Source organism: Afipia sp. P52-10 (assembly GCF_000516555.1).
Classification (GTDB): Bacteria; Pseudomonadota; Alphaproteobacteria; order Rhizobiales; family Xanthobacteraceae; genus P52-10.
In genome coordinates, this window is sequence record NZ_AZSJ01000003.1 from 1,670,284 (window position 1) to 1,687,004 (window position 16,721).

A 16,721-nucleotide genomic window follows, 5' to 3' on the forward strand; every position below is an offset into this window, starting at 1 on the left:
TTACTGCACGACAACCGGCGTTCCCACCTGCACACGCTGATACAGGTCAGCGATATCCTGGTTGTACATGCGGATGCAGCCGTAGGAGACGAAGCCGCCGATCGACTTCGGCGAATTGGTGCCGTGGATGGCGTATTCGCCACCGGTCAGCGTCAATGCGGCGACGCCCATCGGGTTGTGTGGCGATCCGCCGGGGATGACCTCAGGCAGCGACGGCTTGTCGCGCCGGATTTCCGGCGGCGGCGCCCAGGCGGGATAGGTGTACTTGCCGTCCACCCGTGAAACGCCGGCCCACTGTTTGCCGGCACGGCCGACCCCGACCTTGTAGCGCATCGCCGATCCATCGCCGAGCACGAGGTAAAGCCTGCGCTCGTTGGTGCGGACAACGATAGTGCCGGAGGGATAATTGCCCGAGAAGGCGACGACTTCGGGAGCCGCCTGCGCGGGTGAACCGACGAGGATCGATCCCGCAGCGACGGCAATGGCAAACGCAAGACGAGGGAACATCGCAGCACCCCAACGCAACAGAACGCGGTCTCAGAGCTGATGCTTATGCTTTCAGCGTCATGAATCCTTCTATGCGCGGAGGTTCACCAATTGGTTCATGCCGCACGCTTGCCGCTGGAGTCGAGGGCTGCGGACTTCGGCTTCCGCTCGACACGGTAAAGGACCGGCAAACGGATAAGGTTCACAGAGAGTGAACAGGGTGACCCAAGCGAAGGCCCCCGACCAGCGCGCTGATCGGAGCCTTGTGGTTCAGCCAGAGAGTTGAGCCCGAGCGAAGGGGCTCAGGCGCCCTTCTTGCTTTGCTTGTTCTGCCGGTTGCTGACCAGGTCGTCGACGACGGCCGGATCGGCGAGAGTCGAGGTGTCGCCCAGCGCGCCGAAATCGTCTTCGGCGATCTTGCGCAGGATCCGGCGCATGATCTTGCCGGAGCGGGTCTTCGGCAGGCCCGGCGAGAACTGGATCAGGTCCGGCGAGGCGATCGGACCGATGTCCTTGCGGACCCAGGCGATCAGCTCCTTGCGTAACTCCTCGGTCGGCTGCACGCCGGTCATCAGCGTCACATACGCGTAAATGCCCTGGCCCTTGATGTCGTGCGGATAGCCGACGACGGCGGCTTCCGACACCTTCTCGTGCGCCACCAGCGAGCTCTCCACCTCGGCGGTGCCCATGCGGTGGCCTGAGACGTTGATGACGTCATCGACGCGGCCGGTGATCCAGTAATAGCCGTCCTCGTCCCGGCGGCAGCCATCGCCGGTGAAGTACTTGCCCTTGTAGGTCGAGAAGTAGGTCTGCTCGAAACGCTCATGGTCGCCATAGACCGTGCGCATCTGCCCCGGCCATGAGCGGGCGATGCAGAGATTGCCGGTGCAGGCGCCATCCAGCACCTTGCCGTCCGCATCGACGATCTCTGGCACGACACCGAAGAACGGCTGCGTCGCAGAACCCGGCTTGAGCTTGGTCGCGCCCGGCAGTGGCGTGATCAGGATGCCGCCGGTCTCGGTCTGCCACCAGGTATCGACGATCGGGCAGCGGCCGTCGCCGACGACGCGGTGATACCACTCCCACGCTTCCGGGTTGATCGGTTCGCCGACCGAGCCGAGCAGGCGCAGGCTCGCACGCGAGGTCTTCTTCACCGGGCCGTCGCCGGATTGCATCAGCGCGCGGATCGCGGTCGGGGCGGTGTAGAAGATGTTGACCTTGTGCTTGTCGATCACGTTCCAGAAACGCGAGTTGTCCGGATAGTTCGGCACGCCCTCGAACATCAGCGTGGTCGCGCCGTTGGCCAGCGGCCCATAGAGAATGTAGCTGTGGCCGGTGACCCAGCCGACATCCGCCGTGCACCAGTAGATGTCGCCGTCGTGATAGTCGAACACGTACTGATGCGTCATCGACGCAAACACCAGGTAGCCGCCGGTGGTGTGCAGCACGCCTTTCGGTTTGCCGGTGGAGCCCGAGGTGTAGAGAATGAACAGCGGATCCTCGGCGTTCATCGGCTCGCAGGGGCAATCGGCGGGCACGTTCTTCGCCGCTTCGTCATAATAAACGTCGCGGCCGGCTTTCATCGCCACGTTGGCGCCGGTGCGCCGAACGACGATGATCGAGGTGACGCCACCGGCCTTCTCGGCCGCCATGTCGGCATTCGCCTTCAGCGGCACGGCCTTGCCGCCGCGCAGGCCTTCGTCGGCGGTGACGACGACGCTGGACGTCGCATCCTCAATGCGGCCCGCGAGCGAATCGGGCGAAAACCCGCCGAACACGACCGAGTGGATCGCACCGATGCGTGCGCAGGCCAGCATCGCGTAGGCGGCCTCCGGGATCATCGGCATGTAGATGGTGACGCGATCGCCCTTCTTGACGCCGCGCGCCTTCAGCACGTTGGCGAACTTGCACACCTCGGCATGCAGGTCCTTATAGGTGATTTTCTTGTCGTCCTTCGGATCGTCGCCTTCCCAGATGATGGCGGTCTGATCGCCGCGCGTGGCGAGGTGACGATCGACGCAGTTGTAGGCGACGTTGAGCACGCCGTCCTCGAACCACTTGATGGAGATGTTTCCGGGCGCGTAGGAAACGTTCTCGACCTTGGTGAAGGGCTTGATCCAGTCCACCCGCTGGGCCTGTTCCGCCCAAAAACCGTTCGGGTCGCGGATCGAGCGCGCATACATATCCTTGTACTTGGCGGCATCGATATAGGCGCGCTTCGCCCAATCTGCGGACACGTCATAGATTTTGTCGGACATGCAGGTTTCCTCCACGCAACTTCGGATATGCACTGCTCGCTCGCTTCGGCGTTTTCTCGGCGCGAACCGCCGCTCGAAAACGCATGGCCGCAAGACGGCGTCAGCGGATCCTTGAAATTTGCCGCATTATGCGACGGCGGGCCTTGGCCCGACAAGCTGGAACGGTTTGAACTTTTGTCGCGAATAGCTGGATTGCGTCTTAGGTCGCAAGCGCACCGAGAACCGCGCCGAGGATCAGCATCACGCCGAGCCAGTGTCCCGCATCGATCACGGTGAGCGTCGCGCTGCGGCCGGTGAATGCATTGTTGACGGCAAGGACGGTGATGACGAAGCCGAGCCAGACGAAAGCCGCCGAGATCAGTCCGGTCCGCACGCTGAGCGGATTTGTATGCGCCACATGCTTCATCAGGCCATACAGCACGTAGGCCATGATCAGCTCAGCGACGAAGGCAAGGATGAACGGAAACTGCGCCGACAGCTTGCCGATCTTTTCGGCCTGCTTGGCCTTGAACTCGTCGAGGGTATAGCCCTGCGCTCTGATCCACAGCTTGCCGAGGCTGCCGTACCACATGGCGCCGAACAGCCAGGCGGCAACCGCGGCCGCCAGCATGACGAGGAAGTTGGTGGTTTCCGGCAGCAGCATCGTCATATGCATGGCGTCCTCCCCTCGCGAACGGCTTGTTGCGCGCGGCGATTAAACCGCGTTCGCGCGAGCAAGTCATTAATCGATATCCGCCAGCGCCTAGGCGATCGTCTCGAGGAATGTCTCGGCCGCTACTTCGGCGGTTATGCGGTTCGCAGGCCCCAGACTGCGGTGCGCTTGATCTCGTTGTCTTCCAGCTCACGCGTCACCGGCACGCTGTATTCGGCGAGCTTGATCAAACGTTCCTTCGGCAGGTAGCTGCGACCAGGATCGCCGATTAGGATCGTCGCACCACGCGCGGCCTGTCCGGAAACGAACGCGAGGGCACGCTCGGCCGTCTCGCGCTCATAGAAGATGTCGCCGGCAAGCACGACGTCCCAGGTCTGCGCCGTGCCGGCGAGCAAATCCTCGGCGCAGCATTGCAGCGTCACGCCGTTCTCATGCGCATTCAGCTTGATGGCTTCCAGCGCGAACGGATCAATGTCCGCGGCAACTGTCTCATATGCGCCGGCTTTCATCGCGGCGATTGCGACGAGGCCCGAGCCAGAGGCGAGATCGAGCACCCGCTTGCTGGCGACGCTCTGCGGATGATCAAGCACATAGCGGGCGAGCGCCTGGCCGCCGGCCCAGGCGAAGGCCCAGAACGGCGGCGGTAGCCCGTCCTCGTTCAGCTGCTCCTCGGTTTTCTGCCAAAGCGGCACCGCCTCGTCGGCAAGCAGCAGTGAAATCTCCGGAACATGCGGCACCGGCCGCAGCCGCGTGTTGGCGCGAATGAATCCCGGGGGATCGAGGGCGGGTGTCACGGAATGATAATTCGCGTGGTCAGACGCCGCCGAGCTTGATGACGTGCTTCCACTCCTCGGCCGTCACCGGCTGAACGGAAAGCCGCGAGAGCTTGATCAGCGCCATGTTGCCGAGCGCCTTGTCGGCCTTGATCTGCTCGAGGGTGACCGGGGTCTTCAACGGCTTCACGGCTTTGAAATCGACCACGACGAATTTCTCGGTCTTGTCGGTCGGATCAGGATAGTGCTCGCGCACGACCTCGACGATGCCGACGATCTCCTTGCCGATATTGGAGTGATAGAAGAACGCTTGATCACCCTTCTTCATCTTCATCAGGTTCAGTTTGGCGGAATGGTTGCGCACTCCGGTCCACGGCGTGCCTTTCGCGCCCTCCTTGACCTGCTGATCCCACGACCATGCGTCCGGTTCGGACTTCACGAGCCAGTACGCCATGCTATCTCTCCGCCTTGATGGGTCGCGCTAGCAACATATCGACCGCGTCGCCGGTGCTCAACTGCCCGTTCAGGACGGCAGCGACGGCCTCGCTGATCGGCATGTCGATGCCCTGCGCGCGGGCCATTTCCAAGAGCACCTCGGCGGTGAACGAGCCTTCGGCGAGCTTGCCGCCACTCGCTTCGTTCACGGTCTTGCCCTGACCGAGCGCGATGCCGAATGACAGATTGCGCGATTGCTGACTCGAACAGGAGAGGACGAGATCGCCGAGACCGGACAGGCCGGTCAGCGTCTCCGGCTGCGCCCCGAGCGCCGTTCCGAAGCGCATCAGTTCGGCGAAGCCGCGCGTGGTCAGTGCCGCCAAGGCCGAGGCGCCGAGCTTGCGGCCGATGACGATGCCGGCGGCGATCGCCAGCACGTTCTTGGCGGCGCCGCCGATCTCGACGCCGCGAACGTCGGTGGTGTGATAGGGGCGGAATGCGGGCGTTCCGAGCTTGTAGGCCAGCGAAGCAGCATCGGGCGCTTCGCGGGACGCAATGGTGACGGCGGTCGGCAAGCCGCGGGCGATATCGTCGGCGAAACTCGGGCCCGACAGGATCGCGGCGATGGTCTGCGGCGCGACCTCGGCGATGATCTCGGTCATGAATTTGCGGGTACCGCGTTCGATGCCCTTGGCGGTGGCAATGACATGGGTGCCGTCGGCGAGCTTCGGCGCCAGCGTGGTGATCGCGGCGCGCAGGTTCTGCGCCGGCACCGCGAGCAGGACCGTTCTTGCATTGGTGGCGCGGGTGGAATCCGCAGTGACGATGACGTCGTCATCCACGCGAATGCCCGGCAGCTTCGGATTGATGCGGGTGGTGGCGATTCGCTCCGCCGCTTCCGCGTCGCGTGCATAGAGGATCACCGACCGGTCAGCATTGGCGACGGCGTTGGCGAGCGCCGTTCCCCAGGCGCCGGCACCGATGACGGAAATAGTCTTGTGCGCGGACATCGTTCTCGATCGTTCGTTGGGGTGCGGTCTCAGCTCTAGCGGTTCGATTCCAACATTTGCATTCCATTGCGGCAACGCTGTTTGCGAATGTTGGAATCAAGGAATCACTAGCAAACGTGATAACGTTAGTGGAGCTCTGGATGGTATTCGCATGGCGCACCAGCGGTTAAGTGGGATGCGAATGTCAAATCCGTTTCACTAAAAGTTTGCCCGCGTGTTGGCGAACTGGGCGGGTGTGGCTGTGCTCTCGTCAAGTTTCCAGCGCGCGCGGGGCGCGGTGTCGAGCGCGTCGCTGGCGCCAAGCACGAGCCGTTCGGCGCCGGCCCAAGCGATCATCGCACCATTGTCGGTGCAGAGTTCCGGCGGCGGCAACACCAGCCGGGTGTTTGCCTTGGCTGCGACCTCCTCGAGCCCGGCCCGGATCGCACGGTTGGCCGCGACGCCGCCAGCGGCCACCAGCGCCGTCGGTGTGCCGAACCGCTCACGAAACAGCTTGAGGCCGACATTGAGTCGATCGGCGGTCGATTGCAGCACCGCGGCCTGGAATCCGGCGCAGAGATCGTCGATGTCCTGCGGGCTCAAGGGACGATGGTGTTCGGCTTCCTGACGCACCGCAGTCTTCAGGCCGGAGAGCGAGAAGTTGGCGTCCGGGCGTCCAAGCATCGGCCGTGGAAAGGCAAAGCGGGTGGCGTCGCCCTTTGCGGCGGCGCGTTCCACCTGAGGTCCGCCGGGATAGGGCAGGCCGAGCAGCTTCGCCACCTTGTCGAAAGCTTCGCCGATCGCATCGTCGACCGTCGTGCCGAGCCGTACATAATTGCCGACGCCGAGCACGGCGACGATCTGCGTGTGCCCGCCCGAGGCAAGGAACATGCAGTAGGGAAAATCGAGCGGCGCGACCAGGCGGGGGGTCAGCGCATGCGCTTCGAGATGATTGACCGCGATCAGCGGCAGGCCGTGAACCAGTGCGACGGCCTTGGCCGTGGTCAGCCCGACGATGACACCGCCGATCAATCCGGGGCCGGCTGCGGCGGCAATGCCGTCGAGGTCCTCGTAGTGGGTTCCCGCATCCCGCATCGCGGCGTCGATCAGCCCATCGAGCAGGTCAACATGGGCACGCGCGGCAATTTCCGGCACCACGCCGCCAAACGGCGCATGATCCTTGATTTGCGAATGCACGACGTTGGAGCGGATATGTCCGCTACCGTCCTCGCGCCGCTCGATCACGGCGGCAGCGGTTTCGTCGCAGGTGGTCTCGATGCCCAGCACCAGCATGCGTATCTGTCCCGTGCGGGTTCTTCGAATCGGCTCTTGCCTTCGCCGGAAAACCGGCGTTTCCCTTCTCCAGCGCGGCCGGGAACGGGATGTTCCGGCGTAGCATTGCGAGGTCTTCAGGTGCAATCGTCTACAGAGCCATCTTCCGCAGATATTGTCGCCACGATCGGCACCCGTGGCAGCCCGCTGGCGCTGGCCCAGGCGCATGAGGTGCGCCAGCGACTGGCGGATGCGCACGGCCTGGCTGCGGAACGCTTCGCGATCCGTGTGATCAAGACCTCCGGCGATGCGATCCAGGACCGGCCGCTGTATGAGGCTGGCGGCAAGGGCCTGTTCACCAAGGAGATTGAAATTGCGCTGCTCGCCGGCGAGATCGATCTCGCCGTGCATTCTGCGAAGGACGTGCCGACCTTCCTGCCGGACGATCTCTGGCTGTCATCATGGCTGCCGCGCGAGGATCCGCGCGACGTATTCCTGAGCCTGAAGGCGACGGCGCTCGCCGATCTGCCTGCAGGCGCCGTCGTCGGCTCCTCGTCGCCGCGCCGCCGGGCGCTGATCGCCCGGTTGCGGCCGGACCTGAAGCTCGCCAGCATTCGCGGCAATGTCGAGACGCGCATGCGCAAGCTGGAAAACGGTGAGGCGGATGCGACCATCCTCGCGCTGGCGGGATTGAAGCGACTCGGCTTGCAGGGCAAGGCAAACGAGATTCTCGATCCGCACACATTTCTGCCGGCGGCGGGACAGGGCGCGATCGCGATCGAAACGCGCCGGGCGGACGAGCGCGCCAATGCGCTGGTGGCGGCCATCGACGATCGCGACACCGAAGTCGCGGTTGCGGCGGAGCGCGGATTTCTGGCGCTGCTCGATGGGTCATGCCGCACGCCGATCGCGGCGCATTGCATCGTCGAAGGCGAACGCATCCGTTTCCGCGGCATGATCATCACGCCGGACGGCCGCGAGGCCTTCGAGGCGGCGCGCGAGGGCGCGCGTGGCGAGGCCGCTGCGCTCGGCGCCGATGCCGCGCAAGAGGTTCGCGCCCAGGCAGGCGAAAAGTTCTTTACGCTGTTCGCCGGGGCCTGAGGCGTGAGCATTCTTGTCACGCGACCGGCACCGGACAATGCGATCACCGCCGCGGCGCTGAGCGCGCGCGGATTCAAGCCGCTGCTCGCGCCGGTGCTCCTGTTCCAGGCGTTGCCGTTTCGGGATGACGAGGCGCGGGCATATGACGGCGTGATTCTCACCAGCACGAATGCATTGCGCGCCATGGCGCAGCAGCCGATGCCGCGACGCTTGCGCGATCTGCCGGTGTTCGCGGTCGGCGAACGGACGGCGCAGGCGGCACGCGAGGCGTCGTTCACCGACGTTCGTTCCGCCGACGGCGACGCGGTTGCATTGCGCGACTTGATTCTTGCGAGCCTGCCGCAGAACGCAGGCAAGTCCTTGCTGTATCTGTCTGCGGCGGAGATCAGCCGCGATCTCGGCAAGGACCTGGCGCCGCACGGAATTGCGGTGATCCGGCTGCCGGTCTATCGCATGACGGAGGCGCTCGAGCTGCCGCCGACGGCCAGCGAGGCGCTTGCGCATCATGAGGTGCGGGCCATTTTGCATTATTCCCGGCGGAGTGCGCTGGCGTTTATCAAGGCGGTTCGGCTGGGCGGGCTCGAGATTTCCGCATTGGCGCTGCCGCAGGTGTGCCTGTCCGAGCTGGTGGCGGGTGTTTTGCGGGACGCAGGAGCAAATCGTCTGGCTGTCGCCGACGCGCCCCATGAGCCGGCTTTGCTCGACATGCTGCAGCGTGTCCTTCCGCGCACAGGCTCCCATTAAGGACTGCGTGCAAATCTGCTACAGACGCCGATGTCCGTTTCGGTCCAACGGGACGGCGATCTTGATTTAGAGTAGGTTGGCCGGATCGCGGCGCCGTCAGGAGCGATTGCAGCATGGCAAACGAACGGCAGGATGATCCGGGAGCGTCTCCCGTCGAACAAACGCCGAAGCGCGCGCCGCCGACGATCGATCTCGCCGCTACGGATGTTTCCGGCGACGCATCGGCGCAGCCGAATGAATCCGGCACCGATGATCATGCCGATGCGGAACAAGCGTCCGCACCACAGCCCGGTGGTGAGACGCCAGGCGGTCAAGGGCGCGGTTCGGTGCGCACTATATTGGCGGCGGTCAGCGGTGCGGTTGCATCGCTCGCGGTGATCGCTGCTGCCTGGTTCGGCGGCGTTGTCGGTCCGTCGCAACCAGCGGCGCCGGCGATATCGTCAGCGCAGTTCGACAAGGTTGCTGCCGAGGTCGGCGCGCTGACATCCCGGCTGTCGCACATCGAGGCGAATGCTGCGAAGCCCGCGGCGCCTGCGCAGGATGCAGCGCTGCTGTCGCGTGCCGCTGCGCTCGAAAAGGACGTCGGTGCGGTGCGTGACGATCTTGCGGCCCTGAAGACGCAAGCAGCCTCCACGGCCTCTGCTTTGAACGATCTGAAGACAGCGCCGGCTGCGAGCGAGCGCGCGTCCGTCAATCTTGCGCCGCTCACCGAACGGCTGGCGCGACTGGAGCAGACGGCGCAATCGTTGTCGGCGGAGCTTGCCGCACGCAAGACGCAAGCGGGCGGCGACATCAACGTTCGCCGTCTCGTGGTGGCGAACGCACTGGAGACGGCCGTGTTGCGGGGCGTGCCCTACACAGAGGCGTTGAATACAGCCAAACAGGTCGCGATCGATGCGTCGGTGCTTGCGCCGCTCGACGCTTTCGCCGCCAAGGGCGTTCCGAGCGATACGGCCTATCTGCGGGAGATCGTGCAGATTCTGCGACAACTCACGGCGGGCGGTGAAGCAAAGGCCGTAGCGACGAACGCTGCCGACAAACCGGCAACAGGCGAAGGCGTGCTCGGGCGGCTTCAGTCCAGCCTGTCGAAACTGGTACGGGTCGAGCGCACCGATGCGCCGGCGGCGCAAGGAGCGAGCCAGCCGCTGGTGGCATCGCTCGAAGCCTCGGCCCGTCGCGACGATTTCGCCGCAGTCCGCCGCGATCTCGCGAAGCTGCCGCAGGCTGATGATCCGCAGGTTCAAGCCTGGATCAGGTCGGTCGATGCACGCGATGCGGCGCTCGCAGCAGCGCGGCAGTTCTCGGCCCAGGCGCTTTCGGCCGTCGGCAAGTCGGGGGGCTAGGGTCGCCAATGGTTCGGGTCATTGTTTTTCTGCTCGTGATCGGCGTGCTCGCATTCGGCGCATCTTGGGTTGCCGACCAAGGCGGCGATATCGTTCTCGCCTGGGACGGCTGGCGGGTCAGCACCAGCCTGCCGGTTGCGATCCTTGGCTTCGGCCTTGCGGTCGTCGCGGCCATGGTCATCTGGGTGGTGATCAGCACGCTGATCCGGCTGCCGCAGCGGTTGCGTCATGGCCGCCAGCTGCGCCACGAGCGACGCGGCCGTGAGGCGATCGCCAAAGGGCTCATCGCCATCGGTGCCGGCGATCGTGCTGCAGCCCGCCGACATGCGACGATCGCCGAACGTCACGCGCAGCATGATCCGTTGCGGTTGTTGCTTGCGGCACAATCCGCCCAGCTCGCCGGCGATCACGATGGCGCGCGGCGGGCGTTCCACGCGATGGCCGAACGACCGGATACCCGGCTGCTCGGGTTGCACGGGCTGTTCATCGAGGCTCAGCGCAATGACGATCCGCTGCAGGCCGTGGCCGCGGCTGAGGAGGCGCTGAAGGTGACGCCGACGGTAAGCTGGGCGTCACATGCCGTGCTTGGTTTTCGCTGTGCGCAGAATGACTGGACCGGCGCGCTGGCGATCGTTGAACGCAACACGGCAGCGGGCGCGATCGACAAGGCCACCTATCGCCGTCAGCGCGCCGTGCTGCTGACGGCGCGAGCGCTGGAGCTCGAAACCGCGGATCGCGATCTCGCCCGCGAGAGCGTGATGGAGGCGATCAAATTGGCGCCGACCCTGATTCCAGCGGCGGTGCTGGCCGCCCGCTTCCTCAGCGAAAACCAGCAGACGCGAAAAGCGATGCAGATGATCGAGGCCGCCTGGGCGGCGCAACCGCATCCCGATCTCGCCGATGCCTATGCGCATGTCCGTCTCGGGGATTCGGCGCTGGAGCGGCTGCGGCGGATGGAACGGCTCGCCGAGAAGGCGCCGGGGCATGCCGAAGGCGCGCTGGGCGTCGCGCGGGTCGCCATCGACGCGCGTGAGTTTACGAAGGCGCGCGAGGCGCTCGCACCACTGCTCGCTGTGCCGACCCAGCGGGTGGCGTTACTGATGGCCGAGATCGAACGCGGTGAGCATGATGACGAGGGGGCCGCCCGTGCCTGGACCATGCGTGCGGTGCATGCGGCGCTCGATCCAGCCTGGACCGCGGACGGCTATGTCTCGGATCGGTGGCGGCCGGTGTCGCCGGTGACCGGGCGGCTCGATGCGTTCCGGTGGATGGTGCCGGTCGCAGCCCTGCCATCCTTGGGCCCCGCCGTCGCCGAGCCGGTTACTCCCCCGATACGGAAGGTGGAGGCGCTTCCGGCCGATTCCGCGAATGCGGAAAAGCCGGACGCGCTGGCACCAGGATCCATGAACGATCGGCCTCCCGCTTCCGAAGCGGCGGTTCCCGTCTTTCGACCGCGGACGGATATCCGGGCGAATGCCATCCCTCCCGCGATCCCCGCCGTCATTCCGATCGTCCGTGCGCCGGACGATCCCGGCGTCGATGACCACCCTGATCCGGAGGCGATCGGACAGCCCGAGGCAACCGCACGGCAGGAGGGTGGTTTTCGCGGATTTCTATCGCGGTGGGTCGGCTAGCCGAGCGCCTGCCGGCAGCCATCGGGCCGATTTCGCATTTTCCGGCAAGAGCCTGCTTGCAAAGCGGAAGGTCGCCCGATATCAGGGGCCGTCCAAGCGACAAACAAGCTGCCGCAATAGCTCAGCTGGTAGAGCACGTCATTCGTAATGACGGGGTCGGGGGTTCGAATCCCTCTTGCGGCACCACTGTCCGGCTGAAAAATAAATTGAATTTATCTTATGCGCTTCTGGTGGTCTCTCGCAAAACGCCGGGGGAGCACCGCGCTTTAACTTAGCGGCGTTGGTAGCCAGCCGTGGCGCATCCAACTTTTTTTCCTTGGTCAGGCCAATAGCCGAATTTGTATCCTTGGATGGATTTCTTGCCCTTTGCTGGGACGACTTCATACACCGTGAATTCGTAGTCCTTGATCGACGTGCCGCTGCCACCATAGACGGCACATCTAACCCTGACATCTGCAATCGCAAACCCGTTAGGATTCGTGATCGTGAAGCTACCCTTGAAGTTGCTGTAAGACATATCGACTTGGCCAAGCGTAATGTCAGGGTTCTGCGGCTGAGGCGGCCTATTTGCTAGCTCAACTTTGCTGATCTTGAGCTGCCTTGTCAGCATGCGTTCTCTCACTTCCCGGGCGGCGACATAGCTCGGACTGTCGGACTTTATTTGCGACAATATCTGCAGCGTCGCCTCGTGAAAGTTCGCAACCTGCTTTTCAGGATACTTGCCAGTCTTGTCGAACGTATCAGACCATTGCTGATCGAGTTGGCCAGCAGCGATGACGGTGTTCGCGTCGGTATCGAACCGTTTAGCGTTAATCTCGTTCGAGGCCGGTGATGGGTTCTGCTGTTTGTCGCGTTGTGCGGCAGTATATGCGACAAAGCCGACAAAGCCGACTATCGCGACGGCCGCCAAGCCTCTCGCAAATTTCGGCGAGTCGATTAGCCTCGGCCTGTTCTCGCTGATCGTTTGAATCGCAACTTCATCTAAACCACCTTCGACGTAGGTGTAAAACGACCGCCAGTTTGGGAAGCGCTCTTCGCCACGGTCTTCCCTCCAAATCGCCACCTCGCCGCTTTTCTCAACGCGATACCATATTCCGTTTGTCTGGTTTGGGTATTTTCTGGACAGCGCGACAAAGTCGATGTCCTCGTTTTTTGTCTCTCCTCCGACTGCAGCCCTGAATTGATCGAACGAGCGAAATTGGACGACCCCTCCCTGCATCATCGCCGTTATGCGACCGTCACGCTGGGCTTTATACGGAACTCCAGCGAGCACGCTGTCGGGTACGAATGGCTTGTTTGCCCTTTCAAGCTGCGCTTGTACCTTCAGATTGGGGAGGCAGACCACCAAGATCAGCATCAACAGGGGAGAAAGAATAACCGATAGAAGAAACCATCCGCCGCCACTTCTCCCGCGCGCCGATGCTACAATCGCGACGATTATCGAAAAAACGAGCCAGAAAATTATAATTTCAAACATGGCGCTCCCCTACGCCTATGTGGAATATGAACGATAACTCTCCCCGCCACGATCCGCTAACTTGAGCATTCCGCTATTCGTGAATTCCGTAAGGCTACACGTTGTTGCATTCCATCGCAAAGTCCAAAGCTCGCCTACCAACCTGTCAGATAATTCCTAACCTGTATTGTTCGACGTTTTCTTTCGGCCATAGTGGTCGCACTGTTGATGAATTTGATACCCTGCTTCATGCTCAACGCGAATCTTACTTCTTTTCTCGGACGGCGGAGGCGGACAAAACCGGCCGTCGCGCTGGAGGCGGTCGAGCGTTGCCGACAAACGATCGTAGCCTCGTTTGAAGCCATATCCGGCCCAGCCTTCAAACCCGGCAGCGCGCAATTCACGGTATCGGGCGTCGTAATCAAACACGGATGAAGTCCCTGTCAGCCTTGGATAAATTTTCCAAACTGGAACGCTGAGTGATAGACTTGCGGCGACGGTCCGGCGAGACCATGATTGAAACGAAATTAGTGTGACTGCATGTCGTCCGAACTGGCTTTATCGAAAGAACTCTCCCTCGCCAAAGACAAGATTCGCATCCTGCTGCTGGAGGGCATTAACGACAGCGCGGTCGAGCTGTTCACGAGCTCCGGCTACACCAATGTCGAACGCCTGACCAAGGCGCTCGATGGCGATGCCCTGCGCAAGGCGTTGAAGGGCGTACATCTGATCGGCATCCGCTCGCGCACACACCTGACGGAGGAGGTCTTCTCCCATGCCGACCGTTTGATCGCCGTCGGCTGCTTCAGCGTCGGTACCAATCAGGTCGAGCTCGATGCGGCGCGCCGGCGCGGCGTGCCGGTTTTCAACGCGCCATTCTCGAACACCCGCAGTGTGGCCGAACTCACCATCGGCGAAATCGTGATGCTGCTGCGGCGCATCCTGCCGCGCTCGGCTTCGGCGCATCAGGGCGGCTGGGACAAGTCGGCGAAGGGCAGCCGCGAGGTGCGCGGCCGCACCCTCGGCATCATCGGCTATGGCAACATCGGCTCGCAGCTCTCGACCCTCGCCGAGGCGATGGGCATGCGGGTGATCTATTACGATCACACCGACAAGCTGCGGCATGGCAACACCGAGCCAACCGATTCGCTGATGGCGCTGCTGGCGCAGAGCGACGTGGTCAGCCTGCATGTTCCGGAGACGCCGGCGACCTTCAAGATGATCGGGCGGGACGAGCTGCGCGCGATGCCGCGGGGTGCCTACCTGATCAACAACAGCCGCGGCACGGTCGTCGATATCGACGCGCTGGCGGAGGCGCTGCGCGAGGGCCATCTCGCCGGAGCGGCGGTCGATGTCTTCCCCGTCGAGCCCACCTCCAATACGGATCGCTTCCACTCGCCGCTGCAGGGGATCGAGAACGTGATCCTGACCCCGCATATCGGCGGCTCCACCGAAGAAGCCCAGGATCGCATCGGCCGGGAGGTCGCGCGCAAGCTGGTCGATTACTCGGATTCCGGCTCGACCGTCGGCGCGGTCAATTTCCCGCAGGTGCAGTTGCCGCTGCGCTCGACCGGCACGCGCTTTCTGCATGTCCATCGCAACGTGCCGGGCATGCTGCGCCGGCTCAACGAGGTGTTCCTGGTGCGGGATCTCAACATCACCGCCCAGTATCTGCAGACCGACAGCGAGATCGGCTATGTCGTGCTGGATGCGGACCAGCTCGGACCCGTCAGCCAGACGATCCTCGAAGAAATCCGCTCGCTCGACGGCACCATCCGCGCCCGGCTGGTCTACGATCACTGACGCCGGCGCCTGATTCCGAACCGCGTGAGCCGGCGCGTGCTGAGGTCCGGCGCCCGCGGCCCGTGCCTGGCATTCCAAGCGGCTGATCATGTTCGACAAAATGGACTTGCGGATCGCGTAAGCCATCTCATCCGCAGGGGGCGGCGCACGATTCTATCATCTCCGCATCGGCATAAATTTGCCGACGCAGGGACGTTTTCGCGAGATGCGGGGTTGGTGCCGGAAGAAGGTGTCGATCCGCGGTCCAGCGGAGAAGCGCGATTGTGCCGAAGCGCGGCTCGATGTCTTCGCCGTTGCCAGTCATCTGCGCTGTCGCCGGCCCTCTACGTCTAAAGTGTAAGGCTTCGGTGACGGCGGCAGCCCGACGATCGGGAACGACCAGTTGTGCCTGCGATGCAGGCGCTTCTTTCATTTTTTGTCGACCGCATGCGACGTTTCGTTCAGGTGTGCTTGCGCTGTTTTCGCTTGCCAAGGTCGTGCGCAGGCCGTTGTCTTTGCGGCAACGAAAAATCGATCCGTAAAAACGGACGATAATCAAACAGGGGAGCATCATGACGAAACGCAGTGAGGAGAAGACCAAGACGAGTCGCCGCCGCTTTCTTGCGACGGCTGCTGCGGGTGCAACGGCTGCCGTGGCAGCGCCGACCGTCGTTTCGGCGCAAGGCCCGATCAACATGCGCTGGCAGAGCACATGGCCCTCCAAGGATATCTTCCACGAATTCGCGATCGACTACGCCAAGAAGATCAACGACATGACCGGCGGCGACCTGAAGATCGAGGTGCTGCCGGCGGGCGCGGTGGTGCCGGCCTTCCAGTTGCTCGATGCCGTCTCGAAGGGCACGCTCGACGGCGGCCACGGGGTGATGGTCTATCACTACGGCAAGCAGACGGCGCTGGCGCTGTGGGGCTCGGGACCGGGCTATGCGATGGATGCCAACATGCTGTTGGCCTGGCACAAATACGGTGGCGGCAAGGAGCTGCTCGACAAGCTCTACAGTTCGATCGGGGCGAACATCGTCTCGTTTCTCTATGGGCCGATGCCGACGCAGCCGCTGGGCTGGTTCAAGAAGCCGATCGCCAAGCCTGACGATTTGAAGGGCCTTAAATTCCGCACCGTCGGCATCTCGATCGACGTGTTTCAGAACATGGGTGCGGCGGTGAATGCGTTGCCCGGCGGCGAGATCGTCGCGGCGATGGATCGCGGCTTGCTCGAAGCCGCGGAATTCAACAACGCCTCGTCGGACCGGGCGCTCGGCTTCCCCGACGTCTCCAAGATCTGCATGCTGCAGAGCTATCACCAGAACGCCGAGCAGTTCGAGGTGATGTTCAACAAGGACAAGTACAACGCGCTGCCGGAGAAGGTGCGGGCGATTATCGTAAACGCGACGGAAGCGGCCTCGCAGGACATGCAGTGGAAGGCCATCGACCGCTATTCCAAGGATTACGCGGAGATGCAGGCGAAGGACAACGTCAAATTCTACAAGACGCCCGACGCCGTTCTGAAGCGCCAGCTCGAAGTCTATGACGATGTTGTGCGCAAGAAGGCCGCCGAGAATCCGCTGTTCAAGGAGATCGCCGAATCCCAACTCGCCTTCGCCAAGCGTGCGACGCAGTGGGAGCAGGACACGGTGGTCAACCGCCGGATGGCCTTCGAACATTATTTCGGACCCAACGCGAAGAAGCCGATCTGACGGACGGCTTCGACAGTCTGGAGCACCATCCGGACCGGATCTGACCTTGGCCTCGAACGTGGGGTCGAGTCTGGGCCGGGCGGT

Annotated in this window: 16 protein-coding genes and 1 tRNA gene; 7 read left to right on the forward strand and 10 right to left on the reverse strand. The window is 63.3% G+C overall.

Annotated elements, in window-relative coordinates; all coding sequences use genetic code 11:
- From X566_RS09245 to tsaD, 7 genes are all read right to left on the reverse strand, one after another.
- Positions 1 to 507: a L,D-transpeptidase gene (locus X566_RS09245; protein WP_034465451.1), complete on the reverse strand. Its 507-nt coding sequence runs from the start codon at positions 505 to 507 to the stop codon at positions 1 to 3.
- Positions 508 to 788: 281 nt separating this feature from the next.
- Complete coding sequence (gene acs / locus X566_RS09250; RefSeq protein ID WP_034465452.1) at positions 789 to 2,744, reverse strand: acetate--CoA ligase; 1,956 nt, start codon at positions 2,742 to 2,744, stop codon at positions 789 to 791.
- A gap of 199 nt (positions 2,745 to 2,943) precedes the next feature.
- Positions 2,944 to 3,399, reverse strand: a complete 456-nt coding sequence (locus X566_RS09255; RefSeq protein ID WP_244434712.1) for a DUF1761 domain-containing protein — start codon at positions 3,397 to 3,399, stop codon at positions 2,944 to 2,946.
- Between the two features lie 131 nt (positions 3,400 to 3,530).
- Positions 3,531 to 4,190, reverse strand: a complete 660-nt coding sequence (locus X566_RS09260; RefSeq protein WP_034465455.1) for a methyltransferase — start codon at positions 4,188 to 4,190, stop codon at positions 3,531 to 3,533.
- Positions 4,191 to 4,209: 19 nt separating this feature from the next.
- Entirely contained in the window at positions 4,210 to 4,623 is a 414-nt protein-coding gene (locus X566_RS09265) for an EVE domain-containing protein (protein ID WP_034465457.1), read from the reverse strand.
- Position 4,624: 1 nt separating this feature from the next.
- On the reverse strand, positions 4,625 to 5,647 hold the full coding sequence (locus X566_RS09270; protein WP_409337830.1) for an NAD(P)H-dependent glycerol-3-phosphate dehydrogenase: 1,023 nt from the start codon (positions 5,645 to 5,647) through the stop codon (positions 4,625 to 4,627).
- Positions 5,648 to 5,812: 165 nt separating this feature from the next.
- Positions 5,813 to 6,886, reverse strand: coding sequence for a tRNA (adenosine(37)-N6)-threonylcarbamoyltransferase complex transferase subunit TsaD (tsaD, locus tag X566_RS09275; RefSeq protein WP_034465461.1), 1,074 nt, complete (start codon positions 6,884 to 6,886; stop codon positions 5,813 to 5,815).
- A gap of 120 nt (positions 6,887 to 7,006) precedes the next feature.
- Between tsaD and hemC the strand changes: the two genes are divergently transcribed.
- The 5 genes from hemC (at position 7,007) to X566_RS09305 (ending at position 11,873) form a co-directional block, all read left to right on the forward strand.
- Positions 7,007 to 7,966 carry a hydroxymethylbilane synthase gene (gene hemC, locus X566_RS09280; RefSeq protein WP_034465462.1) on the forward strand — a complete coding sequence of 320 codons (960 nt, stop codon included), beginning with the start codon at positions 7,007 to 7,009 and terminating at the stop codon, positions 7,964 to 7,966.
- Positions 7,967 to 7,969: 3 nt separating this feature from the next.
- Positions 7,970 to 8,710 (forward strand): uroporphyrinogen-III synthase, encoded by a 741-nt coding sequence (locus X566_RS09285; protein ID WP_034465465.1) that lies wholly within the window; start codon positions 7,970 to 7,972, stop codon positions 8,708 to 8,710.
- A gap of 113 nt (positions 8,711 to 8,823) precedes the next feature.
- Complete coding sequence (locus X566_RS09295; RefSeq protein WP_051443972.1) at positions 8,824 to 10,053, forward strand: COG4223 family protein; 1,230 nt, start codon at positions 8,824 to 8,826, stop codon at positions 10,051 to 10,053.
- 8 nt (positions 10,054 to 10,061) lie between these two features.
- On the forward strand, positions 10,062 to 11,687 hold the full coding sequence (locus tag X566_RS09300) for a heme biosynthesis protein HemY (RefSeq protein WP_034465471.1): 1,626 nt from the start codon (positions 10,062 to 10,064) through the stop codon (positions 11,685 to 11,687).
- A 110-nt stretch (positions 11,688 to 11,797) separates the two neighbouring features.
- Positions 11,798 to 11,873 (forward strand) — tRNA-Thr (locus tag X566_RS09305).
- An 85-nt stretch (positions 11,874 to 11,958) separates the two neighbouring features.
- Here X566_RS09305 and X566_RS09310 read toward each other — a convergent pair.
- Positions 11,959 to 13,164: a hypothetical protein gene (locus tag X566_RS09310; protein WP_034465472.1), complete on the reverse strand. Its 1,206-nt coding sequence runs from the start codon at positions 13,162 to 13,164 to the stop codon at positions 11,959 to 11,961.
- Between the two features lie 156 nt (positions 13,165 to 13,320).
- Complete coding sequence (locus tag X566_RS24645) at positions 13,321 to 13,572, reverse strand: hypothetical protein (protein ID WP_152539829.1); 252 nt, start codon at positions 13,570 to 13,572, stop codon at positions 13,321 to 13,323.
- Between the two features lie 111 nt (positions 13,573 to 13,683).
- Between X566_RS24645 and serA the strand changes: the two genes are divergently transcribed.
- The gene (gene serA / locus X566_RS09315; protein ID WP_034465474.1) at positions 13,684 to 14,946 is read left to right on the forward strand and encodes a phosphoglycerate dehydrogenase; all 1,263 of its coding nucleotides are present in this window, start codon (positions 13,684 to 13,686) and stop codon (positions 14,944 to 14,946) included.
- A gap of 127 nt (positions 14,947 to 15,073) precedes the next feature.
- Here the strand turns inward: serA and X566_RS24650 are convergent, their stop codons facing one another.
- On the reverse strand, positions 15,074 to 15,499 hold the full coding sequence (locus X566_RS24650) for a hypothetical protein (RefSeq protein ID WP_206538691.1): 426 nt from the start codon (positions 15,497 to 15,499) through the stop codon (positions 15,074 to 15,076).
- On the opposite strand from X566_RS24650, the gene X566_RS09320 reads away from it, so the two are divergent.
- Complete coding sequence (locus X566_RS09320; RefSeq protein ID WP_034465475.1) at positions 15,498 to 16,637, forward strand: TRAP transporter substrate-binding protein; 1,140 nt, start codon at positions 15,498 to 15,500, stop codon at positions 16,635 to 16,637. The genes X566_RS24650 and X566_RS09320 overlap by 2 nt on opposite strands.
- The last annotated feature ends 84 nt before the right edge of the window (positions 16,638 to 16,721 follow it).

Excerpts from the sequence above, each read along its gene's own strand:
- X566_RS09245 (WP_034465451.1), bottom strand. The coding sequence starts at position 507 with ATGTTCCCTCGTCTTGCGTTTGCCATTGCCGTCGCTGCGGGATCGATC.
- acs (WP_034465452.1), bottom strand. The coding sequence starts at position 2,744 with ATGTCCGACAAAATCTATGACGTGTCCGCAGATTGGGCGAAGCGCGCC.
- X566_RS09255 (WP_244434712.1), bottom strand. The coding sequence starts at position 3,399 with ATGCATATGACGATGCTGCTGCCGGAAACCACCAACTTCCTCGTCATG.
- X566_RS09265 (WP_034465457.1), bottom strand. The coding sequence starts at position 4,623 with ATGGCGTACTGGCTCGTGAAGTCCGAACCGGACGCATGGTCGTGGGAT.
- tsaD (WP_034465461.1), bottom strand. The coding sequence starts at position 6,886 with ATGCTGGTGCTGGGCATCGAGACCACCTGCGACGAAACCGCTGCCGCC.
- X566_RS09295 (WP_051443972.1), top strand. The coding sequence starts at position 8,824 with ATGGCAAACGAACGGCAGGATGATCCGGGAGCGTCTCCCGTCGAACAA.
- X566_RS09300 (WP_034465471.1), top strand. The coding sequence starts at position 10,062 with ATGGTTCGGGTCATTGTTTTTCTGCTCGTGATCGGCGTGCTCGCATTC.
- X566_RS09310 (WP_034465472.1), bottom strand. The coding sequence starts at position 13,164 with ATGTTTGAAATTATAATTTTCTGGCTCGTTTTTTCGATAATCGTCGCG.
- serA (WP_034465474.1), top strand. The coding sequence starts at position 13,684 with ATGTCGTCCGAACTGGCTTTATCGAAAGAACTCTCCCTCGCCAAAGAC.
- X566_RS09320 (WP_034465475.1), top strand. The coding sequence starts at position 15,498 with ATGACGAAACGCAGTGAGGAGAAGACCAAGACGAGTCGCCGCCGCTTT.
- X566_RS24650 (WP_206538691.1), bottom strand. The coding sequence starts at position 15,499 with ATGATGCTCCCCTGTTTGATTATCGTCCGTTTTTACGGATCGATTTTT.